At 63.7% G+C, this 22,958-nt stretch carries 22 protein-coding genes; 7 read left to right on the top strand and 15 right to left on the bottom strand.

Translation table 11 applies throughout. From position 1 onward, the window contains the following. Positions 1 to 16: 16 nt before the first annotated feature. The 3 genes from VOI21_RS10050 to VOI21_RS10040 form a co-directional block, all read right to left on the bottom strand. Positions 17 to 3,160, bottom strand: coding sequence for a DNA translocase FtsK (locus VOI21_RS10050; RefSeq protein WP_323769717.1), 3,144 nt, complete (start codon positions 3,158 to 3,160; stop codon positions 17 to 19). Between the two features lie 22 nt (positions 3,161 to 3,182). Continuing rightward, the gene (locus tag VOI21_RS10045) at positions 3,183 to 4,361 is read right to left on the bottom strand and encodes an aminotransferase class I/II-fold pyridoxal phosphate-dependent enzyme (RefSeq protein WP_323769832.1); all 1,179 of its coding nucleotides are present in this window, start codon (positions 4,359 to 4,361) and stop codon (positions 3,183 to 3,185) included. Positions 4,362 to 4,504: 143 nt separating this feature from the next. Further along, positions 4,505 to 5,833: an amidase gene (locus VOI21_RS10040; RefSeq protein ID WP_323769716.1), complete on the bottom strand. Its 1,329-nt coding sequence runs from the start codon at positions 5,831 to 5,833 to the stop codon at positions 4,505 to 4,507. A gap of 47 nt (positions 5,834 to 5,880) precedes the next feature. Here VOI21_RS10040 and VOI21_RS10035 point away from each other — a divergent pair, with 47 nt between their 5' ends. Together VOI21_RS10035 and VOI21_RS10030 are read left to right on the top strand one after the other, a co-directional pair. After that, entirely contained in the window at positions 5,881 to 7,128 is a 1,248-nt protein-coding gene (locus VOI21_RS10035; RefSeq protein ID WP_323769715.1) for an FAD-dependent monooxygenase, read from the top strand. Between the two features lie 59 nt (positions 7,129 to 7,187). After that, positions 7,188 to 7,940 (top strand): SDR family oxidoreductase, encoded by a 753-nt coding sequence (locus VOI21_RS10030; protein WP_323769714.1) that lies wholly within the window; start codon positions 7,188 to 7,190, stop codon positions 7,938 to 7,940. Positions 7,941 to 8,002: 62 nt separating this feature from the next. Here VOI21_RS10030 and VOI21_RS10025 read toward each other — a convergent pair whose 3' ends face one another. Next, the gene (locus tag VOI21_RS10025; protein WP_323769713.1) at positions 8,003 to 9,523 is read right to left on the bottom strand and encodes a DUF2125 domain-containing protein; all 1,521 of its coding nucleotides are present in this window, start codon (positions 9,521 to 9,523) and stop codon (positions 8,003 to 8,005) included. Positions 9,524 to 9,706: 183 nt separating this feature from the next. Here VOI21_RS10025 and VOI21_RS10020 point away from each other — a divergent pair, with 183 nt between their 5' ends. Then, complete coding sequence (locus tag VOI21_RS10020; protein ID WP_323769712.1) at positions 9,707 to 10,432, top strand: SDR family oxidoreductase; 726 nt, start codon at positions 9,707 to 9,709, stop codon at positions 10,430 to 10,432. Next, positions 10,429 to 11,037, top strand: coding sequence for an enoyl-CoA hydratase/isomerase family protein (locus VOI21_RS10015; RefSeq protein WP_323769711.1), 609 nt, complete (start codon positions 10,429 to 10,431; stop codon positions 11,035 to 11,037). The genes VOI21_RS10020 and VOI21_RS10015 overlap by 4 nt, the downstream gene beginning before the upstream one ends. Positions 11,038 to 11,139: 102 nt before the next feature. Here the strand turns inward: VOI21_RS10015 and choV are convergent, their stop codons facing one another. Both choV and choW read right to left on the bottom strand, forming a co-directional pair. Then, entirely contained in the window at positions 11,140 to 12,141 is a 1,002-nt protein-coding gene (gene choV, locus VOI21_RS10010; protein WP_323769710.1) for a choline ABC transporter ATP-binding protein, read from the bottom strand. Then, positions 12,138 to 12,971: a choline ABC transporter permease subunit gene (gene choW, locus VOI21_RS10005; protein WP_323769709.1), complete on the bottom strand. Its 834-nt coding sequence runs from the start codon at positions 12,969 to 12,971 to the stop codon at positions 12,138 to 12,140. Before choW ends, choV begins: the two co-directional genes overlap by 4 nt. A 128-nt stretch (positions 12,972 to 13,099) precedes the next feature. Here choW and VOI21_RS10000 point away from each other — a divergent pair, with 128 nt between their 5' ends. Beyond that, positions 13,100 to 13,720: a glutathione S-transferase family protein gene (locus VOI21_RS10000; protein ID WP_323769708.1), complete on the top strand. Its 621-nt coding sequence runs from the start codon at positions 13,100 to 13,102 to the stop codon at positions 13,718 to 13,720. A gap of 54 nt (positions 13,721 to 13,774) precedes the next feature. Here the strand turns inward: VOI21_RS10000 and choX are convergent, their stop codons facing one another. Then, positions 13,775 to 14,695, bottom strand: a complete 921-nt coding sequence (gene choX, locus VOI21_RS09995; RefSeq protein WP_323769707.1) for a choline ABC transporter substrate-binding protein — start codon at positions 14,693 to 14,695, stop codon at positions 13,775 to 13,777. 165 nt (positions 14,696 to 14,860) lie between these two features. On the opposite strand from choX, the gene ade reads away from it, so the two are divergent. Further along, complete coding sequence (ade, locus tag VOI21_RS09990) at positions 14,861 to 16,555, top strand: adenine deaminase (protein ID WP_323769706.1); 1,695 nt, start codon at positions 14,861 to 14,863, stop codon at positions 16,553 to 16,555. 103 nt (positions 16,556 to 16,658) lie between these two features. Here the strand turns inward: ade and VOI21_RS09985 are convergent, their stop codons facing one another. Continuing rightward, positions 16,659 to 17,834 carry a lytic murein transglycosylase gene (locus tag VOI21_RS09985; RefSeq protein ID WP_323769705.1) on the bottom strand — a complete coding sequence of 392 codons (1,176 nt, stop codon included), beginning with the start codon at positions 17,832 to 17,834 and terminating at the stop codon, positions 16,659 to 16,661. Between the two features lie 232 nt (positions 17,835 to 18,066). On the opposite strand from VOI21_RS09985, the gene VOI21_RS09980 reads away from it, so the two are divergent. After that, positions 18,067 to 18,429, top strand: coding sequence for a response regulator transcription factor (locus VOI21_RS09980; protein ID WP_323769704.1), 363 nt, complete (start codon positions 18,067 to 18,069; stop codon positions 18,427 to 18,429). A 14-nt stretch (positions 18,430 to 18,443) separates the two neighbouring features. Here VOI21_RS09980 and VOI21_RS09975 read toward each other — a convergent pair whose 3' ends face one another. The 7 genes from VOI21_RS09975 to def (VOI21_RS09945) form a co-directional block, all read right to left on the bottom strand. Next, positions 18,444 to 19,433 (bottom strand): glutathione S-transferase family protein, encoded by a 990-nt coding sequence (locus VOI21_RS09975; protein ID WP_323769703.1) that lies wholly within the window; start codon positions 19,431 to 19,433, stop codon positions 18,444 to 18,446. Positions 19,434 to 19,527: 94 nt separating this feature from the next. After that, positions 19,528 to 19,761 (bottom strand): GlsB/YeaQ/YmgE family stress response membrane protein, encoded by a 234-nt coding sequence (locus VOI21_RS09970; protein WP_323769702.1) that lies wholly within the window; start codon positions 19,759 to 19,761, stop codon positions 19,528 to 19,530. Between the two features lie 246 nt (positions 19,762 to 20,007). Then, the gene (locus VOI21_RS09965) at positions 20,008 to 20,247 is read right to left on the bottom strand and encodes a hypothetical protein (protein WP_089279174.1); all 240 of its coding nucleotides are present in this window, start codon (positions 20,245 to 20,247) and stop codon (positions 20,008 to 20,010) included. Positions 20,248 to 20,304: 57 nt separating this feature from the next. Continuing rightward, positions 20,305 to 21,216, bottom strand: coding sequence for a methionyl-tRNA formyltransferase (gene fmt / locus VOI21_RS09960; protein ID WP_323769701.1), 912 nt, complete (start codon positions 21,214 to 21,216; stop codon positions 20,305 to 20,307). Between the two features lie 151 nt (positions 21,217 to 21,367). After that, the gene (def, locus tag VOI21_RS09955) at positions 21,368 to 21,862 is read right to left on the bottom strand and encodes a peptide deformylase (RefSeq protein ID WP_323769700.1); all 495 of its coding nucleotides are present in this window, start codon (positions 21,860 to 21,862) and stop codon (positions 21,368 to 21,370) included. Further along, positions 21,859 to 22,362: a peptide deformylase gene (gene def, locus VOI21_RS09950; protein WP_323769699.1), complete on the bottom strand. Its 504-nt coding sequence runs from the start codon at positions 22,360 to 22,362 to the stop codon at positions 21,859 to 21,861. Before def (VOI21_RS09950) ends, def (VOI21_RS09955) begins: the two co-directional genes overlap by 4 nt. Beyond that, on the bottom strand, positions 22,359 to 22,886 hold the full coding sequence (gene def / locus VOI21_RS09945) for a peptide deformylase (protein WP_323769698.1): 528 nt from the start codon (positions 22,884 to 22,886) through the stop codon (positions 22,359 to 22,361). The genes def (VOI21_RS09950) and def (VOI21_RS09945) overlap by 4 nt, the downstream gene beginning before the upstream one ends. Positions 22,887 to 22,958: the final 72 nt, after the last annotated feature.

Here is a 22,958-nt window from a genome sequence, read left to right as displayed (position 1 = left end):
CATCTCGCGTGGGGGCTTACTGCTGCTCGGGCACCAGAATCTCACGCTTGCCGACGTGGTTTGCAGACGAGACGACCATTTCGTCCTCCATCTGTTCGACCAGCCGCGCGGCCTTGTTATAGCCAATGCCCAGCTTGCGCTGAATGTAGGAGGTCGAGCATTTGCGGTCCTTGATGACAATCGCCACCGCCTGATCGTACAGCGCATCCTCGCCGCCGGTATTGCCGCCGGTGTTGAGGCCCAGAACCGCGTCGATGTCTTCGGCCTTTTCGTCGTCAGGCCCCTGCACCACGCCGCCGATGTAGTCCGGCGGGCCAAAGGCCTTGAGGTGGTTGACGATCTCCTCGACCTCTTCGTCGCTGACGAAAGGACCGTGGCAGCGGGTGATCTTGGCCCCGCCCGCCATGTACAGCATGTCGCCCATGCCCAGCAGTTGTTCAGCACCCATTTCGCCAAGGATGGTGCGGCTGTCGATCTTGGAGGTGACCTGAAAGGAAATCCGGGTCGGGAAGTTCGCCTTGATCGTGCCGGTGATGACGTCGACCGAGGGGCGCTGTGTCGCCATGATCAGGTGGATTCCGCTCGCCCGCGCCATCTGCGCCAGACGCTGAATACAGGCCTCGATCTCCTTGCCGGCCACCATCATCAGATCGGCCATCTCATCGACGATGACGACGATGTAGGGCATTTTCTTGGGTTCGAATTCTTCTGTCTCGAACACCGGTTCGCCGGTGTCGTCGTCAAAGCCGGTCTGGACCGTGCGGCTGAACATCTCACCCTTGGACTGCGCGTCCTCGACCCGGCCGTTGTAGCCATCGATATTGCGCACACCCATCTTCGACATCTTGCGATAGCGGTCTTCCATCTCGCCAACGACCCATTTCAGGGCGACAACCGCCTTTTTCGGATCGGTAACAACGGGCGACAGCAGGTGCGGGATGCCGTCGTAGACGCTGAGTTCCAGCATCTTGGGGTCGATCATGACCATGCGCAGGTCTTCGGGCGACAGCTTGTAGAGCAGCGACAGGATCATCGTGTTGATCGCCACAGATTTACCTGAGCCGGTGGTCCCGGCAATCAGCAGGTGAGGCATCTTGGCAAGGTTGGCCACGACGGGCGCGCCGCCGATGTCCTTGCCCAGCGCCAGCGGCAGCTTGTGCTTGCCGTCGCCATAATCGCGCCCGGCAAGGATTTCGCGGAACGACACCATTTCGCGGTTGTCGTTGGGCAGTTCGATGCCGATCACGCTGCGGCCCGGAACGGTGGACACGCGGGCCGACAGCGCCGACATGGAGCGCGCGATATCATCGGCGAGGCCGATGACGCGGCTGGCCTTGAGACCCGGCGCGGGTTCCAGTTCATACATGGTGACAACCGGGCCGGGGCGGACGCTGACGATCTCACCCTTGACGCCGTAGTCGTCCAGCACGGTTTCCAGCATCCGGGCGTTTTCCTCCAGCGCCTCGTCGCTGAGGACGTGACGCTCGATCTTGTCAGGCGACATCAGCAACGACAGCGGCGGCAGTTCGTAGTCCGGCGTAGTGTCGTAAAAGATCAGCGAGGGCTGCGCCTCTGCCTGTGCGCGCTTGGACGGCAGGATCGGCTTGCGGATGGGCTGTTGCACAACCTTTTTGGGTTCGGGCAGCGGCACGGCGGCGCGTGCCTGCACCGGCTCTGGGGTCGGTTCGGGGCGGTAGTCATGGGTCAGGATCTCAGCGTCGTCATCGTCGCCGTAATCATCGAAATCGCTGAGGTCGGAATAGAGATTGGCGTCCACCTCCGGGTCGACCTCCGGCACGCGGGGCAGGACGCGGGGCTCTGCCTGCGGCGCGGGCTCGGCCAGCATCTCTGCCTCCGGTTCATAGACATCCCAATCCGGGTCGGTCGGCGCCTCTGTCACCGGCTGCGGCGACAGGGTGGCGGCGGTCAGCGGCGGCACTGCGGGCATTGCGCGGGCCGAGGCGGTCAACGGTGGTTCGGGCGGCAAGGCCGCCACGCGCGGCGTATCGCGGAACACGATGGGCTGCGGGCCATGCCCCCTGCCCCGCGTCAGCGGCTTGGTCTCGGCGATATTGGGAGTCGGACGGCCGGGCAGAACGGTGTGGCGGGATTTCACCGCCTTGGCGATCTTGGCGCGGATGCGGTCCTCTCCGGGCACTTCGACATCGTGGTCGATCTGGCGGTCGACCAGTTCCGGCTCTGGCATTGGACCCGGTTCGGACCGGCGGATCATGCGCGACAGAAAGCCGGGTTTCTCGGGCTGCGGCGCGGGGGCGAGTTCTATCAGGTCCTCATCCGCGTCATAAAGCTCGGCCTCGGGAGAGGGCGGCACGCCCAAGTCGGCCCGCAACACGCGCGCCGCAGAGGGCATGGTGGCGGGGGCCGGTTCGGCAAAGGTTTCGGCGGCGGCGGTCACAGCGACGGCCTCTGCCGCGCGGCGCTCTGCCTTGGCGGCGCGGCGGGCGGCGGTTGCGGCCTGCACGCGCTGTGCCGCGCCCACAGCGCCATTTGCCCCAAGCCCCAGCAGCCGCACGACCGTGGCATAGACCATGACCAGACTGACAATCAGGAACCGCGCGATGCGTTTAAGCTCGACCCGCGTAAAGCCCAGCACAAAGGCGCCCAGCACGATGATCCCCGCGCCAAGGCCCAGTTGCACGACCTTGAGCCCGATGGCGGGCGCAACCGGCAGCACGTTCAGGACAGAGCCCATCATCATGTCGCCAAACAACCCGCCGAGACCGAAATGATGCGTCCAGCCTGTGGTTTCCGGCAAGCCCGAGGCATAGACCGCCGACAGCGCCACAAAAATCGGCGAGAAGATCAGGCAGGTGAAGGCGCGGCCATTGCCCTGATGCAGCGCCATACGCGCGCCCCAGACGATCAGCACCGTCGCCAGCGACCACGCACCAAGGCCGATGATCATGAACAGCGGCGCGGCCACGTAGGCCCCCAGACGGCCCATCCAGTTCTGCACCGGCGCATCCGTTGCCGACAGCCACGACGGGTCATCCGGCGTGTAAGAGGCAATCATGGCACCCACCATCAACCCCAGCGCGATAAGCGCCAGCCCGATCAGTTCGCGGCCCCGCTTTTCCAGCGTGGCGGCCGTATTGGTGTCGAACAGGGGATCGCGTCCCCGTGCCTGAAAAGTTGCCATCTTCGCCTCGTCGGTCTTGTTTTTATACAAACAGACAGTCCCGGATCCGGGTCAGCCCGTCTTTGGTTTCTTCGTAGGGCGCCACCAGCGCCACGCGGATATACCCCTGCCCGGGGTTTCCGCCCTCTGTATCGCGCGACAGATAGGCGCCGGGCAGCACCCGGACGCCGGTCTGTGTCCACAGCTTCAGCGCTGCGGCCTCACCGTCCTGAACCGGCAGCCAGAGGAACATGCCGGCCTGTGGCGACATGTACCCCGGCACATGGCCGAGAATGTCATCCGCCAGCGCGTATTTCTGCACCCAGAGCGCGCGGTTCTCGCGCACGTGGTCCTCATCGGTCCAAAGCGCCTCTGACACCCGTTGCAAAGGCAGCGGCACCGGCGCGCCCGAATAGGCGCGCAACTGCCGCAGACAGGCGATGCTGTCCGGTCCACCAGCCACAAAGCCCGAGCGCAGGCCGGGCAGATTGGAGCGTTTCGACAGCGAATGCAAGGAGATGACCCGCTCAGGGTTTGCGCCCATCGCGGCGGCAACCTCCAACGCGCCCGTGGGCGGTGTATGGCGGTACAGTTCTGAATAGCATTCGTCGGCGACGATCTGGAAGTCGTGTTTTTCGGCCAGCGTGATCAGGTCACGCCAATACGCCTCGGAGGCCATGACGCCCTGCGGGTTTGCGGGCGAACAGATGTAACACAGCGCCGCGCGGTCCAGCACATCCGCAGGCAACCCGGCGTAGTCCGGCAGGTGGCCGGTGTCTGCGGTGGCCGGGGTAAAGACCGGCTCTGCCCCCACCGAAATCGCCGAGATCATGTAGACCTGATAAAACGGGTTCGGCATCAGCACGGTCGGTCGCTGACCGTTCTTCTGTTCAGGACAGAGCGCCATACCGGTGTTGTACAGCCCCTCCCGCGTGCCGTTCAGCGACATGATCTGCGTGTCGGGGTCCATCGTCACGCCGTACCGGCGGTTCAGCCAGCCCGCGATGGCGGCGCGCAGTTCCGGCGTACCCTCGTTCGGCGGGTAGCGCCCGAATTCCGCGGCATGATCGGTGATGATCTGCGTGATCCACGGCGGAAAGGCGTGTTTCGGCTCTCCGATGGACATGTGCAGCACCGGACCGCCGGGTTCTTGCGAATCCAGAAGGGCCCGCAGACGCGGGAACGCATAGGCCGGTAGGTTCGAAAACCGTTCGGGGAACATCTGCCAGTACTGCCTCAAGGTATGCGGGATCATTGCGTGCCCCGCGTTTGTCCGCAGGATACGGAAAAACAGGGGGTTCTGTCCAGAATCAAGGACCTGCCAAAGGGCGATGTGACGTGAAAGCCGCAGTCCGCCGGGTTTTGTCAGGCCAGAGCAGCCTCTGCGGCGGCGGCAAGTCGCAGCAGGCGATGCTCGCCCAAGGGCGTGCCCATCAAGGAGATGCCGCAGGACGGCGTGCCCGTGGGCAGGGTAATGATGGCCCCGCCCAGCAGGTTACCGATCCGGGTATTGCGCAGGGTGCGCAGGTTGGCCTGCACATAGGTCTCTCCCTGTTCCATCAGGGTCTCGACCTTTTCGGGCAGGTTGGGTGCTGTCGGACACAGGACGGCATCGAAACCGGCGGTCGCTTTGGCCCAGTCGGCGCGCATGGCGTGGATGCGCTGCCAGGCGGCGATGAAATCGGCGGCACTGTGGGTGGCCCCGGCCTCAAACCGCTCGCGGATGGGGGCGAACATGACGTTGGGTTGTGCGCTGATCGCGTCGCGCCACGTGGCCCAGGCCTCTGACGTATAGAGCATGCCGGAGTCCGCGTGGGGCTGTGCAATCTGTGGGAAATCAATCGGTTCGATGGTGGCACCCGCAGCGCGCAGCCGGTCGAGGGACTGGGCGTAGGCGCGTGCTGGGGCCTCATCCAGATCGTCCATGACGATGGTCTGAAGCGCGGCAAAGCGGCGGCCTTGCAGGGTGGCCCCGCTCAGGTCGGGCGCGGGCGCACCTTGGAGCGCGGAGAGCATCAGCGCCGCGTCCTCGACCGTGCGACACAGCGGGCCGACGGTGTCAAAGCTGGCGATCAGCGGCACCACACCCGACAGGCTGAGCAGACCAGAGGTGGTTTTCAATCCCACAAGGTCATTCCAGCAGGCGGGCAGACGCACAGAGCCACCCGTATCGGACCCCACACCGGCAGGGGCCAGTCGAAAGGCGACAGAGGCGGCTGCGCCGGAGGACGATCCGCCCGCGACGGCCTCAGGATCGTTCACGCAGGGGGCGGTGGCGGTGACCGGGTTCAGGCCCAGACCGGAAAAGGCCAGTTCGGACATATGAGTCTTGCCCAGACAGACCAGACCGTTCTGGGTTGCATTGCGCAGCACCTCTGCGTCGCGGTCGGGGATGCGGCCCGCCAGCAGGCCAGAGCCCGCCTCTGTCACGATCCCGGCGGTGTCGTAGAGGTCCTTCCAGCTGATCGGCACCCCGTCCAGCGGGTGACGGCGCAGGCCAAGGTCGGCGCGGGTCTTTGCGGCGGTCGCCTCTGCCAGCGCGCGGTCGGGGGTGATCCGCGCGTATATGCGGTCGCGCATGGGGTGCGCGTTGATCTCATTGAGGAAATCCTCGGCCAGTGTGACCGGGTCGATCTCACCCTTGGCGATGCCGCGCCCAAGGTCGGCGGCGGTTTGGTCGGTCACTTTGGTCATGGTGCGGTCCCCTCGTGTCTGGCGTGACGGTAGCGGCAGGCGGGCGCATGGACAATCCCGCGCGGGCGGCCATATTGCGCCTCATGGAACATGACCTGATCATTGTCGGCGGTGGCCTGAACGGACCCGCCCTTGCGCTGGCCGCCGCTCAGGCGGGGCTGACCTCTTGTGTGGTGGATGCGCTGCCGCTGGCGACGCGGCAGGACGCAGAGTTTGACGGGCGCTCTTACGCGCTGGCGCGGTCGTCGCAACGGATGCTGGACCGGCTGGGGCTGTGGGCGGCGCTAAGGGACCACGCACAGCCGATGAATGAAATCAAGGTGTCGGACGGGCGTGTGGGCGATGCCGGGGTTTTCCTTGGCCTGCATTTCGACAGTGCCGAGATCGAAGACGGCCCGATGGGATTTATGGTCGAGGACCGCTATCTGCGGCGCGTGCTGCTAGAGGCGCTGGCGGGCTCCGACCTGATCACGCAACGGGCAGAGGCGATGGTGGTCGCGCAAGAGACCCGGTCTGAGGGCGCGTCGGTCACGCTGGCCGATGGTGAGGTTCTCAAGGGTCGTTTGCTGGTGGGCGCGGACGGGCAGAAAAGCGGTGTCGCCAGTCGTGCAGGCATCCGGCGGATGGGCTGGGGTTACGGGCAGGTGGCGCTGGTTTGTGCCATTGCGCATGAGGAACCTCATGGCGGTGTGGCGCACCAGTTGTTCCTGCCCGCCGGTCCGCTGGCGATCCTGCCGCTGACGGGCAACCGCTCATCCATTGTCTGGAGTGAGCGGAACGGACGCGCGCAGGCAATCAACGCGCTGCCGGACGCGGAGTATCTACAGGTTCTGCGGCCACGGTTTGGCGATTTCCTTGGTGAGATTTCCTTGGCGGGCGCACGCTATACCTATCCCCTGAATCTGTCGCTGGCGCGGGCCTTTACCGCTGAACGGGTGGCGCTGGTGGGCGATGCGGCGCATAGGATGCACCCGATTGCCGGTCAGGGATTGAACGCGGGGCTGCGCGATGTGGCGGCGCTGGCGCATGTGATCACACATGCGGCGCGGCGGGGCGAGGATTTTGCCTCACCGGGCGTGCTGGACCGCTATGCACAGTGGCGGCGGTTTGACACCGCATCGCTGGCGACCTCGACCGACCTGTTCAACCGGTTGTTTTCGAACGACAACCCCCTGCTCCGGCTGGGCCGCGACCTTGGCATGGCGGCGATCAATGCCGCGCCGGGATTGCGCCGCAGCTTTATCCGTGAGGCGGCGGGGCTGACCGGCGACCTGCCCGACTTGATGCGCGCCTGAGGGGGCTTTCCCCCGCCGCGGGCGCTGCCTAAGCTGCGCCGAAAATCGGGAGGACATCTATGGACAAGAAATGCGCAATCGTCACCGGGGCCGCGCGCGGGATCGGGCTGGCCACCGCGGACCTGTTTCTGGAAAACGGCTGGTGCGTGGCGATGCTGGACCGCGACGGTGAGGAACTGCTGAAGCAGACAGCCAAGCGCGAGAACGTGTTGGCGCTGGTGCGCGACGTGTCGAACCCGCAGGACGTGAACGCCATGGTGCGTGAGACGCACGGCTGGGCCGGGCGGATTGATGCCCTGATCAACAACGCAGGCGTGGCAGAGTTTGGCCCCATCGAAGGCTGCGATTTCGAGATGTGGCGGCGGGTGATGGAAACCAACCTTGATGGCGTTTTCCTCTGCTCGCAGGCTGTGACACCACATCTGAAGGAAACGCAGGGGGCGATCGTCAATATCGCCTCGATCAGCGGGCTGCGCGCCTCAACCCTGCGGGTGGCCTATGGCACGTCCAAGGCGGCGGTGATCCAGTTGACCAAGCAGCACGCCGCAGAACTGGGGGAATACGGTATCCGGGTGAACTGTGTCGCCCCCGGCCCGGTCAAGACCAAACTGTCGATGGCAGTGCACAGCCCTGAAATCATTCAGTCCTATCACGACTCCATCCCGCTGAACCGCTACGGGTCAGAGCGCGAACTGGCCGAGGTGATTGTCTTTCTGGCCTCGGAGAAGGCGTCGTATGTCAGCGGCCAGATCGTCGCCGTGGATGGCGGGTTTGAATCGACGGGAGTGGGTCTGCCCGCGCTGCGCAGCTAAACCATGCGGCACAAAAAAAGGGCGGGGTTTCCCCCGCCCTTTCGAATTCCGGATCAGGCGCGTTACTGGATGCGCTGACCGTTGGCGAGGATGTGACCCTCATCGTTGATCTCGATGGTCGAGGTCATGGTGTCAGGCTCTTCGCCCGGCACGGTGAACATCGACAGCATCATGCGAAAGCCCATCGCATCCTGTTCCGGCAGCAGACCCATCGAAATCAGGCTGTCGATCAGTGTGTTTGCACCCGACACCTGCAGGTCAAGCTGACCCTTGGGGCGCGGCAGCCCGTCAAAGGTTTCCAGATCGCTGTTGTCAAAGGTGAAGGCACCCGATCCAAGGACCATGCCGCCAACCATGTCGATGACGAAATCGCTGAGGGTGACAGAGTTCAACTCACCCGGCATGCCCCCGGTGCGGCCAAGATCCTCCAGCGCCTCGGTGTCGAACAGGCTGACGAAGGGTGTAACCTGCGCGTCGAGGTTGAAGGCGACGGTGGCCGGATCGCGCGGCAGAACCTCTGCGGGATCGAAGATGTTCCACAGCATGTCCGCCATGGCGAAATTGCCGATCACAACCGACAGAGACGCATCCTGCGGCGCGTCCGAGGGAGACAGCGGCATTTCCAGAGCAAAGCCGAACTCACCCAGTTCCGCATTGATCGGCAACGGCAGTTCCGGACCCGAAAGCGCAACCGTCTGGCCCGTGCCCGAGAGGGCGTAGGTCAGATTGGTTTCCGAAACGGCAACGGCAAATTCACCACCGGTCGATGTGAACTGACCTGCGGTTGGGCCGTCACCTTCGTCAAAGGTGAACTGCGTGCTGCCGCCGCTGTGCTTGAGCACCGCATCGACCGAACCACCGTTTTTGAACATCGAGGTCGGGTCTTCGTAGTCCAGTTCCTCTGGCAGGACGGTGGCCCCCGTCCCCGTGACGCCGGTGAGTTGCATGTTGAACATGCCGCCCTCGTCGCTGTCCGGATCCTTGAAGACCATGTCGATTGCAAGATCGCCCAATGACTGCTCTTGCTCGAACGAGCGCATGCCGTCTGCCTGAACGACATGTGAGGTGCCCGAAAGCGGCCCCATGGTCATGGTCGCGCTCAGCATGTCGCGGGTGATTTCCTCACCGTCGCCAAAGGCACGGATCAATTCCAGCGCGATGCTGTCACCGCTGTAGGTGTACGTCATGTCGCCGGGATTGCCCGAGACGTTCATGGCAAACGCGGTTTGCGTCATCTCGATGAAAACTTCGCCGACGGTTTCTTCGCGCTCGACAAAGAACAGTTCGATCTGGCTGACATCGGGATAGGTGACATTCACCGACCCGTCGCCTGCATCGGCAAAGGTCATCGGCGGCATCACAACACGGACAACGCCGTCTTCTTCGGGGATGGTCACGACCATGGTCATGTCGGACACCACCAGATCAGAGCCTTCCATCACCTCGGTCGCGGTGATTTCGTAACCAAAGTTGGTCATGTAGGCGTCGAAGTCGTCCCAGACCTGCTGCGGCGTAACATCGGCCCAAGCCTGTCCGGCCATAGCAACGATAGCCAGCGCCGAGGCTGTAACGTAGCGATTCATAATTTTTCCTCTCTGTCGGTGCAAACGAATGTTAGCAGTCTCAAGGGCTTCCCAAGCGCGGTCAAGGGACTGGATTCCATACTATTGAGCGATTACGAAAGTGGCGAGACGCCATTTGTGGCGCAATCCAAGATTTATCCGAAAGGCCTCGGCATGAGCGGAGAACTACAAAACAAAACAGTTATGATCACCGGCGCAAGCCGGGGCATCGGCGCAGAAGCGGCGCGGGCCTTTGCCGCCAAGGGTGCCAAGGTCGCGCTGGTGGCGCGCTCTGCCGAGGCGATTGCCGATCTGGCAGGAGAGATCGGGCCGCAGGCGGTGGCGATTCCCTGCGATATCGCGCGCTACTGGGAGGTCGAGAAAGCGGTAAACAACTGCGTCGCCGCCCATGGCAGTCTGGACATTCTGGTGAACAACGCGGGCGTGATCGAACCCGTGGCCCGCTTGGCCGAGGTCGACCCCAAAGCCTGGGGGGAGGTGATCGACATCAACCTCAAGGGCGTGTTTCACGGCATGCGCGCGGCGCTGCCGGTGATGCTGGGGGCCGGTGGCGGCACGGTGCTGACCATCGGATCGGGGGCCGCGCATGGCCCGGTTGAAGGCTGGTCGCACTATTGTTCGTCCAAGGCGGGGGCGCTTATGCTGACCCGGATGCTGGACAAGGAATACAGCCAGCAGGGCATTCGCGCGCTGTCGCTGTCGCCCGGCACGGTGGCCACCCAGATGCAGCGTGAGATCAAGGCGAGCGGAATCAACCCGGTGAGCCAGTTGGACTGGTCCGACCATATCCCGCCTGAATGGGTGGCGCGGGCCTTGGTCTGGATGTGTTCCGACGCGGCGGAGGCTTACCTTGGCGGCGAAATCTCGTTGCGCGATGAGGGCGTGCGCGCGGCGGTCGGGCTGGCATGATCCGTCTGGACCAGGAAGACGGGCTATGGATCGCCACGATTGACCGACCGGACAAGGCAAACTCGCTGACCGCGGCGATGTTGGAGGATCTGTGCCAGATCGCCGAGGACGCGCTGACGGGTGCGCGCGGTCTGGTGCTGACCGGCGCAGGCAAGGTGTTCTCTGCCGGGGCCGATCTGGAGGCGGCAAAAGCCGGGCTGGCGGTGTCGCCGCTGTGGGAGCGGTTGTCCGGTGCCATTGCCCGCCACCCCGGCCTGACCATCTGCGCGATGAACGGCACGGTCGCAGGTGGCGCGATGGGGATGGCGCTGGCCTGCGACCTGCGCATCTCGGTCGCCGGGGCTAAGGTGTTTTATCCGGTGATGAAACTCGGCTTTCTACCGCAACCATCGGACCCGGCGCGATTGGCTGCGCTGGTGGGACCGGCGCGGGCCAAGATGATCCTGATGGCTGGACAAAAGATCCCGGTGGACGAGGCACTGATCTGGGGGCTGGTCGACCGGATCGTAAGTGGCGACCTTCTGGATGAGGCCCGCGCGCTGGCCTCTGATACGCTGGGGGCCGAAGCTGACCATGCCCGGGCGATCAAGAAATTGATCGGGTAAAGGGGGCGTCATGCCCCGGCATCCTTTCAGCATGACCCCCCTTTTCCTGCGGTCGCCTCCCCCGGGATATTCTTGGACAGAAGAAGCCGGGGGGGGCGTGTTTTACCCCGCCAGCCGCGCAACAATACTGTCGGCACTGACGCGGCCCAGAGGCCCGCCGTTTTCCGTGACTGTCAGCGGTCCGTTCTTGAGACGGGGCAAGAGATCGCGGATCGGGGTTTCGGCGGCGACGTCTTCGGTGCCCGAACCCGGTTCCATCACGTCACGTGCGGTCAGCACGCCCAGCGGATTCATGTTGGCAACGAAATCCGCCACGTAGTCAGAGACGGGGGCCGAGAAAATCTCACGCGGGGTGCCGGTCTGGACAATGCGCCCGCCTTCCATGATGGCGATGCGGTTGCCAATCTTGAACGCCTCATCGAGGTCGTGGCTGACAAAGAGGATGGTGCGTTTCAATTCGCGTTGCAGGTCGAGCAATTCGTCCTGCAGCCGCGTGCGGATCAGCGGGTCAAGCGCGGAGAACGGCTCATCCATCAACAGGATCGGGGCCTCAGTCGCAAAGGCACGGGCAAGGCCGACGCGCTGCTGCATGCCGCCCGATAGCTCGCCAACCTTGCGGTCACCCCAGTCGGCAAGACCGACAAGAGCAAGCTGGCGCTTGACCGTCTCGGCACGCTGCGCGCCCCCCTGCCCCGCCAGTTCCAGCCCGAAACCGACGTTTTCGGCCACCGTGCGCCAAGGCAAAAGGCCGAATTGCTGGAACACCATCGCGACATGGCCCTGCCGAACCCGCCGCAGGGCGCTTGCGGAACAATTGGTGACCTCTGTGACCTCGTCACCGCAGGTCACGCGCACGGCACCCCGGCTGACCGCGTTCAACCCGTTGACGGCCCGCAGCAGCGTGGACTTGCCAGACCCCGAAAGGCCCATGAGCACGACAATCTCACCCTCTGCCACGTCGAGCGAACAGTCATGCGCCCCGAGCACCTGGCCGGTTTCGGCCTGGATCGCAGTCCGATCCTTGCCTTCGTCCGCCAGCGGCAAGGCACGATCAGGATGATCGCCAAAGATGATCGACACGTTTTCGAAAGACACGGCTGTCATTTGCCACCCACCCTCAAGGCACGATCCAACATGATGGCGACGACGACAATGATCAGCCCCGCCTCGAACCCCAGCCCGGTATCGACGCGGTTCAGCGCACGCACCACCGGCACACCCAGCCCGTCCGCGCCGACCAGCGCGGCAATCACCACCATCGACAGCGACAGCATGATTGTCTGGTTCAGCCCGGCCATGATCTGAGGCAGCGCCGAGGGCAGCTCGACCTTCCACAGTTTCTGGCGCGGCGTGGCGCCAAAGGCATCTGCCGCCTCCAGCAGCGCCTTGGGGGTCGATGAAACGCCCAGATGGGTCAGGCGGATGGGGGCCGGCACCACAAAGATCACCGTGGCAATCAGGCCGGGCACCATGCCGATACCGAAAAAGACGATGGCCGGGATCAGGTAGACAAAGGTCGGCAGCGTCTGCATCAGGTCCAGCACCGGCCGCATGAAGCGGTAAAGGCCCGGTCTGTGCGCGACCATGATGCCGATGGGAACGCCGACGCCCATGCAGACCACGCAGGCGGACAGGACAAGGGTCAGGCTTTCGGTGGTTTCCTCCCAATATCCCTGATTGAGAATGAACAGAAAGCCCGCAAAGACCAACGCGGCCACCTGCCAGCGGCGATGCACGGCAAAGGTGGCCACCGTCAGCACCAGCACAACGATCATTGGGTGCGGCTCTTGCAGGACCCAGAGGATCGCGTCAATCAGCGCCTCCATCGCGACGGCGAGACCGTCAAAGAACCAGCCTCCGTTTTTTTGAAGCCAGTCGAAAACCGCCTCTGCGGCGTCTCCGACGGGTATCTTGTGCTCTGTCAGCCAGTTCACCGACCCATCCCCCTTGTTTTCCCATTCATGAGGGGTTTGGCACCATTTGTGAAGCCGAAGGGTTGTGATTGGGGTTTGTCAGACTCGCATCGGGGTGGCACCCTCGCCGCGAAACAGGGAGACCCGCCATGACCGGACTCATTTTTTACACCAACCCGATGTCGCGTGGCCGCATCGCCCGCTGGATGCTGGAGGAATGCGGCGCGTCCTATGAGACTCGCGTGCTGCAGTACGGCCCAGAGATGAAAGGGCCCGAATACCGGGCGGTCAACCCGATGGGCAAGGTGCCCGCGCTGGACGATGGCGGCACGGTGGTCACCGAAGTCGCGGCGATTTGCTGCCATCTGGCAGAGCGGTTCCCCGAAGCCGGACTGATCCCCGCGCCGGGCGCGCGCGGGGCATTTTATCGCTGGATGTTCTTTGCGTCAGGTCCGCTGGAGGCAGCGGTTGTGAACCGGTCCTTCGGGTTTGAACTTCCGGACGATCCGCAGGCCCGTGGCCGCGCCGGGTGGTGTTCTCTGGAAGAAGAGGCCGACATTCTGGCCGCGCTGCTGTCGGACGGGCGCGCGTGGCTGCTGGGTGAGACGTTCAGCGCGCTGGATGTCTATCTGGGGTCACAGATCGCTTGGGGGCGTCAGTTTGGAACCCTGCCCGAACGCGACGGTTTTGACGGCTACATCGGCCGGATCATGACCCGCGATGCAGCGGTGCGGGCGCGGGCGCTGGATGATGCGTTGATGCCGGAATAGAAAAGGCCCCGCCATTGGCGGAGCCTTCTGGAACGTGTCCGGTGAGGGGTCCTGTTATTCCAGCGCGGCCTTGACCGCGGCCATGGCGTCGCCACCGTCCTGAGTGGTCACGCCCGCCAGCCAGCCGTCCAGCACACCCATGTTCGCCGAGAGCCAAGTCTTGGCGGCATCCTCCGGGTCTTCGCCATCGTCGAGGATTGCGCCCATGATCTCGTTCTCCATCGCAAGGGTGAATTCGAGGTTCTTGAGCAGCGCGCCGACGTTCGGGCACTCATCGACATAGCCGGCGCGGGTGTTGGTATAGACCGTCGCGCCACCCAGGTCGGGGCCGAAATAGTCATCGCCGCCGGTCAGGTACGTGAGGTCATAGTTGGCGTTCATCGGGTGCGGTTCCCACGCGAGAAAGATCACCGGCTCGTCCCGGTTCACGGCGCGGCCCACCTGCGCCAGCATGCCCTGCTCGCTGCTTTCCTTGACCTCGAATTCCTTGAGGCCAAAGGCATCGGCGTCGATCATGTCGATGATCAGGCGGTTGCCGTCATTGCCCGGCTCGATGCCATAGATCGTTTCGTCCAGGGCATCGGCATGGGCGGCGATGTCAGCGAAATCCTTGATCCCCAACGCCGCGCCCACGGCATTGGTGGCCAGCGTGTATTTCGCGCCTTGCAGGTTATCGCGCACGGTGTCAACGGTGCCTGCCTCACGGTAGGGGGCGATATCCGCCTCCATCGTGGGCATCCAGTTGCCAAGGAAAACGTCGATGTCGCCCGCCGCCATCGAGGTATAGGTGACCGGCACCGACAGCACCTTGATATCGGTTTCATAGCCCAGAGCGTCCAGCAGGACTGTGGTAGCGGCTGTGGTGGCGGTGATGTCGGTCCAGCCCACGTCCGAAAACGTCACGCTGTCGCAATTGGCCAGCGCCGCGCCAGACACAAGGCTGAGTGCGAGGGCAGAGGTGAGGGTCTTTTTCATTGTCGTCTCCCTGGTTGATTTTGGCGCGAGTAGACCGCGCCGCGCGCGTCTTTGCAACCGGCCTGCAATCTGCCCTTTTTCTCTGTAGGGATGCAGGGCGGGACATCTCGCCCCCGGCGCGCGGCTGTGCCATCATTGCGCGCAAGGGCATTCGGAGGCAGTCACATGGCGGAATTGGAACAGCGTATCGCGCAGGGGCGCGGCGATGAGGTGGCGGATCTGGTGCTGCGCGGTGGACAGGTGTTTGACCTGATCACTGGCGCGCTGCTGGCGGGCGACGTGGCCATCTGCGGCGACACGATTGTCGGCGTGTTCGACCACTACGAGGCGCGTGAGGTGATCGACGTCTCCGGCCTGATCCTTGTCCCCGGTTTCATCGACACGCATCTGCACATCGAGTCCTCTTTGGTCACGCCGTTTGAATTTGATCGCTGTGTTGGCCCCCGCGGGATAACCACGGCGATTTGCGACCCGCATGAGATTGCCAATGTGATCGGCGCAGCGGGTGTGCGCTATTTCCAGGAGGCGAGCCAGCACACGCTGATGGACATCAAGGTGCAACTGTCGTCCTGCGTGCCCTCGACCCATATGGAAACGGCGGGCGCTGATTTGGACGCCGATGCGATTGCCGGGCTGATGGGGCACACATCCGGCCTTGGGCTGGCGGAGTTCATGAACTTTCCCGGCGTGATCCACCGCGATCCGGGCTGCATGGACAAGTTGCGCCTGTTTGAGGGCGGGCATGTGGACGGACATTGCCCGCTGCTGTCAGGCAAAGACCTGAACGCCTATATCGCCGCCGGTATCCGCACCGAACATGAGGCGACAAACCCCGAAGAGGCGATGGAAAAGCTGCGCAAGGGGATGCGGGTGCTGATCCGCGAGGGGTCTGTCTCCAAGGACTTGCACGCATTGCAGCCGCTGCTGGATGAGCGGACGGCGCCCTATATGTGCCTGTGTACAGATGACCGGAACCCGCTGGATATCGGCGAATACGGGCATCTGGATTACATGATCCGAGAGCTTATCCGGCTGGGCTGCCCGCCGCTGGCGGTTTACCGCGCGGCCACACTGTCGGCGGCCGAGGCTTTTGGCCTCAAGGATCGCGGTATGATCGCGCCGGGCAAGCGAGCGGATATCGTGGCGGTCAGATCGCTGGAACACTGCGACGCGCAGCTGGTGCTGGCGGGCGGCGTGGTGATCAATGATGCGGCTTTTGCCAAGCGACAGACGGTGGATCCTGTGGGGCGCGGATCGGTCAAGGCGCCGACCGTCAGCGCGCAGGACTTTCGTGCACGCGGTAACCGGGTGGAAACCGACGTAATCGGCATTCGTGAAGGGCAAATCCTGACAGACCACCTGCATGAGGACATCCCGATTACCGACGGCGACAAGCTACCGGATCTGTCACGCGATCTGGTGCGGATCGCCGTGGTCGAACGACATGGAAAGAACGGCAATATCGCCACCGGCTTTGTCCGGGGGTTCGGGTTGCAGGCGGGGGCAATTGCCTCGACCGTCTGCCACGATCACCACAACATCGCCTGCGTCGGCGTCAACTATGCCGACATGGCCGTGGCGGCCAACCGGCTGGGAGAAATCGAGGGCGGCTTTGTCGTGGTGCGCGATGGTCAGGTGCTGGCCGAACTGGCGCTGCCGGTGGCAGGGCTGATGTCGCTGGACCCGTTCGAGGCGGTGCGTGCGCGGCTGGTGGACCTGCGCGCAGCGGCGAAGTCGCTAGGTGTAGGGTTGGAAGAGCCGTTCCTGCAACTGGCATTTCTGGCGCTGCCGGTGATCCCGGCGCTCAAGATCACCGACCGGGGCATGGTCGATGTGAACAAGTTCGAGATCATCGGCTGAGACACACGAAGGGGCAGATGCCGCCGCACCCGCCCCATGTCTCTTTTGTCCCAAAATGTCCGAAGGGGGCATTCCTTAGGCATGCCTCCCCCTACCTGATCCCCTAGAGCCGGTTGAGCAGTGCCGGTGTTGGCCAAGCATCCGCTGGCATCCCCAGTTCGCGTTGCACGCTGCGCACTGCGTCCCGTGTGCCTGCCCCCAGAATGCCGTCGACTTTGCCCACATCATAGCCGCGCGCGGCCAGTTTGGCTTGCAAACGCTTCATCTGTTCGCCGGACAGGCCCGGTTCGGGGTTCCCGGCGTCATAGACCGGCGCGCCCGTCAACCGAGTGCCAAAATAGGCGGCGGTCAAAACGTAGGTAAAGCTCTGGTTCCACTCGAAATAGACGCTGAAGTTCGGGTAGGCGATAAAGGCCGGCCCTTTGCGCCCCTGCGGAATGATGATCGAGGCGGGTAGCCGCCCGTCATCCAGCGCGCCATGGCGGCCACGCACGCCCAGTTGCTCCCATTCCGCCACGGTCTTGGTTGCGTGCATCCCGGTGTCGTACCAGTCCAGATCGGCGGGCAGGACAACCTCTTGCAGCCACGGCTCATTCGGGCGCCAGCCAAGGTGCGACAGCATCTTGGCCCCGGACATCAACGCATCTGGGGCCGAGGTCTTGGGGGTCACATGGCCGTCGCCGTCGCCATCGACACCGTTGATCAGAATGTCCTTGGGCAGCATCTGCACCATGCCGATCTCACCGGCCCACGCGCCTGTCGTGGTGCGCGGGTCCAGATCCCCCTGTTCATAGAGCGACAGCGCGGCAAAAATCTGCGGGCGGAAAATCTCGGGGCGGCGGCAATCATGCGCCAGCGTCACCAGCGCGTTTACCGTGTTGAAATCCCCCTGAAACGCGCCGAAATCCGTCTCGAACGCCCAGAAGGCCAGCAGCACGCCGCGCGACAGGCCGAACTCGCTTTCGATACGGTCAAAGACGCTGTCGTAGCGGTCCGCCATCTGGCGGCCCTTGTCGAGGCGGCTTTGGCTGATGAGTTTGCGTGAGAAGGTGATAAAGGGATCCTGAAAGATGCCTTGCCGCCCGTCCGCCCGCAAAACAGCCGAGCTTTGCTGCGCATTGGCAAAAAACCGCCGAACTGCGTCGGCATCATGGCCCAGCGTGACCGCCTCCTGCCGGAGACCGTCCACGAAAGCGCCAAAGCTGCCGCCGCAAGGTACGTTCTGTGCCTGCGCCGCTCCCGCCAGCATCAGCGCGCCGAATATAGCCGAAAACCGCATGAAATCCCTCGTTTGCTGTCTGATGGCGCACAGTATCAACACCATCGGGCGGGGCAAGCGGCCATCGGCGGAGACCCTCCGACACCGGATTGCGGGCACGTCAGCGGAGATTCACCTTCCGTTCAGAATCTCGGGCTCAATTAACGAATTCTTCATTCCTCTGAAGGATTGATAAACCTATACGAAAGTTTAGCCTAAATCCCAGTTCAGGGTTTGGGGTCTGGAGGTTCGCGTGAACGTGCTGATTGTGGAGAGCAGCAAGCCGCTTGCTCAACTGTGGCAGCGCCATCTCCAGCGCAGCGGGGCCGACGTGTGGACGGCCTACACGCAGGATTCCGCCTTTGAAATGCTGGAGACCCAGTCGTTTCAGGTGATCATTCTTGATGTAGTGGTCGAGGATAACAGTGCTCTGGCGATTTCGGATATCGCCCAGTTCCGTCAGCCCGAGGCGCGGGTCATCTTTGTGACCAACACCAACTTTTTCTCGGACGGGTCGATCTTTAACCTCTGCGCCAATGCCTGCGCCTATCTTCCCTGCACGACGCCCCCGGACGACTTGACCAACATGGTGCACCACTACGCCCGCGCGCTCTGACGCGCGGGCCGGTGTCAGGCGGCGCGCATCCGCTCGCGCCCGTGCGGCGCGTTCAGGTCTAGGTCGGGACCGACAGGCACAATCCGGTGCGGGTTCACCGTTTCATGGCTGTAGTGGTAGTGGCGGGTAATATGGTCAAAATTCACCGTTTCGGCGACACCGGGCCATTGGTACAGCTCACGCGTGTAATTCCAGAGGTTGGGGTAATCCACGATCCGCGCGCGGTTACATTTGAAATGACCGTGGTAGACCTTGTCAAAGCGGATCAGCGTGGTGAACAGCCGCCAGTCGGCCTCTGTGACTTGGTCACCCATCAGATAGCGGGTACGTGACAGCCGCTCTTCGATCCAGTCCAGCGTGTCGAACAGCGGATAGACGGCGGCATCATAGGCCTCTTGCGAGGTGGCGAACCCGGACTTGTAGACGCCGTTGTTAAGGGTGTCGTAGATTCGTGCGTTGACCGGTTCGATGGCGTCGCGCAGCCCTTTGGGCCAATAGTCGTCGGTATTGCCGGTCACCCTGTCAAAAGCCGAATTGAACATGCGGATGATCTCGGCCGATTCGTTGGAGACGATGGTCTTACGCTGCTTGTCCCAGAGGATCGGCACCGTCACGCGGGTCGTCGCCTTGGGATCGGCCTTGGTGTAGATGTCGCGCAGGTAGGGCAGACCGTACAACGTATCGCCGGTGGCACCCTTGTCGTCCGTCTGAAAGGTCCAACCATCGTCCAGCATGTCCGGGTGAACGGCACTGACGGTGATCAGGTCCTCAAGCCCCTTGAGCTTGCGGAAGACCAGTGCGCGGTGCGCCCAGGGGCAAGCGTAGCTGACATAGAGGTGATAGCGATCGGCCTCGGCCTTGAAGCCGCCCTCACCCGAGGGACCGGCGCTGCCGTCCGCAGTGATCCAGTTGCGCCAGGACGACTCTGAGCGGACAAACTTGCCGCCGGATTTCTTTGTATCGTACCAGCCTGCGTGCCAGTTACCGTCTACGAGTTGTCCCATGTGCGCCTCCTGTATGCTGAGTAACAGGTAGCGGCGGTGGCGGAGATCGCCAAGGCGACGCGCCGCGCAGGGGCTTTGCGCTGCTGCACAGAGGTCAGCGCATGTAGGTTTTATACACCCAGATCAACAGGATCGCGCCCAGCACCGCGCCGACAAGACCGGCCAACAGGCCGGTTACGGCGAGCAGAAAGCGAATGACCAGCCCGCCGATGAGCGCGCCGCCAATACCGATGGCGATGGTGGGCACGATGCCTGTGTCCATCTTCATCATGCGGGTTGCAAGGAATCCGGCGGCGGCGCCGACGATGATCAGCCAGACGATGGGCATTGGGGGGGCTCCTGACAGGACGGGTTTCGGTCGCAGGATAGTCGAGCGCGACGGCGGGGCCTAGGGGGAAGGTTGGCCCGCAGGGGCCGGGTCTGTGCGGGGCATCCACAGGTGTCGGGCCATGTCGCGGGCCTGTCCTGTGGTGACGGATGGGGCGGCGGATGGGGGCGCTGCCGTCGTCTCCGTTTGGTCGGCTCTCCCGGGTGTATTTGGCCAACGAAGAAGCCCGGGGCTGCGTCTCGTGTCTTAGCGTTTGCGCCAGTGGGTGGGGACGATGACCAGCGCGCCGATAGAGGCGGCGATGGCATTGAGGCCCGGAGCGCGAAAGCCGATGCCGAACATGATGGTCACGAAGTAAAACAGGAAGGCCCCGCCGATGCAGATGATGATGCTGGGCAGGATGCCGTTGTGGGTGAACCGGGACTTCTCGGAGGCGTATCCGACGATTCCGGCGATCACCACGGTGCCGATCAGGGTTGGGAACATGGGTCTCTCCTGCGTCTGGGGGCAATTTAGGGGCTTTGTGGCGCAATGCCCAGAGGATCAGTTGCCCAGATTGGTGCCGGACGGCAGCGGGCAGCCGTTGAGAAAGGTGGCGGCGTCCTGCGCGCCTTTGCCCGCCCGCTGTGCGCGGGTGACGCGCAGCGCGCCGCTGCCGCAGGCAACGGTGAACGCGTCGTCCAGCACGGTGCCGGGTGCGCCCTGCCCCGCTGCCGGTTCTGCGCCAAGCAGTTTGATGCGCTCGCCCTTGTGCGTCGTCCAGGCCCCCGGAACAGGCGACAGGCCGCGGATCAGGCGCGAGACCTCATCCGCGGGTCGGGTCCAGTCGACGGCAGCCTCGGCCTTGTCGATCTTGGCGGCGTAGGTCACGCCCTGTTCGGGTTGGATTTCGGGTGTGAGGGTATCGAGCCTGTTCAGCGCCGTAACGATCAAGTCTGCGCCCATGGCACTCAGGCGGTCGTGCAGTGCGCCAGTGGTTTCGGTTGCGCCGATCGGCGTTGCCTTGCGCAAGAGCACCGGGCCGGTATCCAGTCCAGCCTCCATCTGCATGATGCAGATGCCGGTTTCCGCATCACCTGCCATGATCGCGCGGTGGATCGGGGCTGCCCCGCGCCAGCGTGGCAGCAGAGAGGCATGGATGTTGAGGCAGCCCCGCGTTGGGGCGTCGAGAATGGCCTGCGGCAGGATCAACCCGTAGGCCACGACCACTGCAATGTCGGCGTTGAGATCGGCGAAGGCTTGTTTTTCTTCGGCAGATTTCAGGCTGACCGGATGGCGGACCGGCAGGCCCAGCACCTCTGCCCGCGCATGGACGGGCGTGGCGCGGTCCTTTTTGCCGCGTCCCGCCGGGCGCGGCGGCTGGCAATAGACGCAGACAATCTCATGCCCCGCCGTGACCAGCGCGTCGAGCACGGGAACGGAGAAATCGGGGGTACCCATGAAGATAACGCGCATATGAGTGATCCCTTTTCCTGCCTTGCCGGGGTCTTAGCGCAGGTCGCGACCGGGCAGAAGAGCCTAAGCCGGAAACTGGCCGATTGGGGGACGTCCCGGGCAGGCCCGGGACGGGAGCGCGCCAGTGGCAGGCGGCTTGCCTGTGCCGCTGTCAGCCCTTCTTGCGGGCCTTGCGCAACAGCATGTCGCGCTTCATCTTGCTGAGCCGGTCGAAATACATCCGTCCATTCAGGTGATCGATCTGGTGCTGGACAGAGGTCGCCCAAAGGCCGACCAGATCCTTGCGCACCTTCATCCCATGATGATCTATGTACGTAATGGTCACCGCGCGGGGGCGCGAGATTTTGGCGGAAAAGCCCGGCAGGTTGGGGCTGGCCTCTTCGTGATCGCGAAATTCGACCGAGGCGTGCAGGATTTCGGGGTTGGCCATGAGGATCGGCTTGCCGCGCGCGTCAGAGGCATCCACAACCGCCAGCCGAAGCATCACGCCGATCTGGGGCGCGGCAAGGCCGACGCCCGGCATCGCCTCCATCGTGTCGACCATGTCCTGCCATGTGGCGCGGATCTCGTCCGTGATGCCCGCGACCGGGGCGGCGACGCTGCGCAGGCGTTTGTCCGGCCAAGGGACAAAGGGACGGACCGTCATGTTTCCTGCCCTGTGGTATATGCCGCCAGCAGGGCGTCGCGGGCGGCAGGGTCCAATCGGTCAAAGTGCATGACGCCGTCCAGATGGTCGAGTTCGTGCTGGGCAATCGTTGCCGCCGCCCCGCTGAGGGCGATTTCCTGCGCGACCCCGGTCAGATCGGTGAAGGCCAGTCTGATCTCTGCCGGACGGGTCACGTCGGCGGTCACGCCCGGAACCGACAGGCAGCCTTCGGTCACTGTCGTCTTGGCGTCGGTGGCCGACATGATCGTCGGATTGAGGCAAGCAAGCGGGGTCATGTCACCCTCTTTCCACCCGGCATCCATGACAAAGAGCCGCTGCATCACGCCAACCTGCGGCGCGGCAAGGCCGCGACCGGGTGCGTCATACATCGTCTCGAACATGTCCGTGACCAGCGTTTCGACCGCCTTGGGGTCCGTCACCGGGGCGCAGGGTTGGGCCAGACGCGGGTCCGGCCATTTCAGGATCGGCAGCAGGCTCATGCCCGTTCCCGCGCGCGTTCTTTTTTCAGCTTGACCATCTTGCGGGTGATCAACTGGCGGCGCAGCGGCTTGAGGTAGTCGATGAACAGCTTGCCTTTCAGATGGTCGATCTCATGCTGGACGCAAGTGGCCCAAAGACCGTCAAAGGTTTCAGACTGCAGCTTGCCGTTGCGGTCGATCCATTCCACGTCGACGACCTTGGGGCGTTCGACATCGGCGTATTGATCGGGAATCGACAGGCAACCCTCTTCGTAGACATTGCGCTCATCCGAGCTGGCAATGACCTTGGGGTTGAACATGATTAGCGGGCGATGCGCGTCTTCGCTGTCCGACTTCACGCAGTCGAGCACGATCAGCCGCGACAAGACCCCGACCTGCGGGGCCGCAAGGCCGATGCCGGGCGCGGCATACATGGTTTCCAGCATGTCGTCCGCAAGCACGCGCAGATCGTCGGACAGGTCGTCGACGGGATCGCAGTGCTTCTTCAGGCGAGGATCGGGGTGGATGAGAATGGGCCGTTTCATGGCGCTGATTTAAGCGCCGCGAGCGGTTTAGGCAAGCGTGGCCCCTTGCCCCTGCCGATCAGCCCGCTAGCG

Source organism: Antarctobacter sp. (genome assembly GCF_034670325.1).
Lineage (GTDB): Bacteria > Pseudomonadota > Alphaproteobacteria > Rhodobacterales > Rhodobacteraceae > Antarctobacter.
The sequence above is the reverse complement of the archived record's forward strand: the minus strand, read 5'-3'. Positions and strand labels throughout refer to the sequence as shown.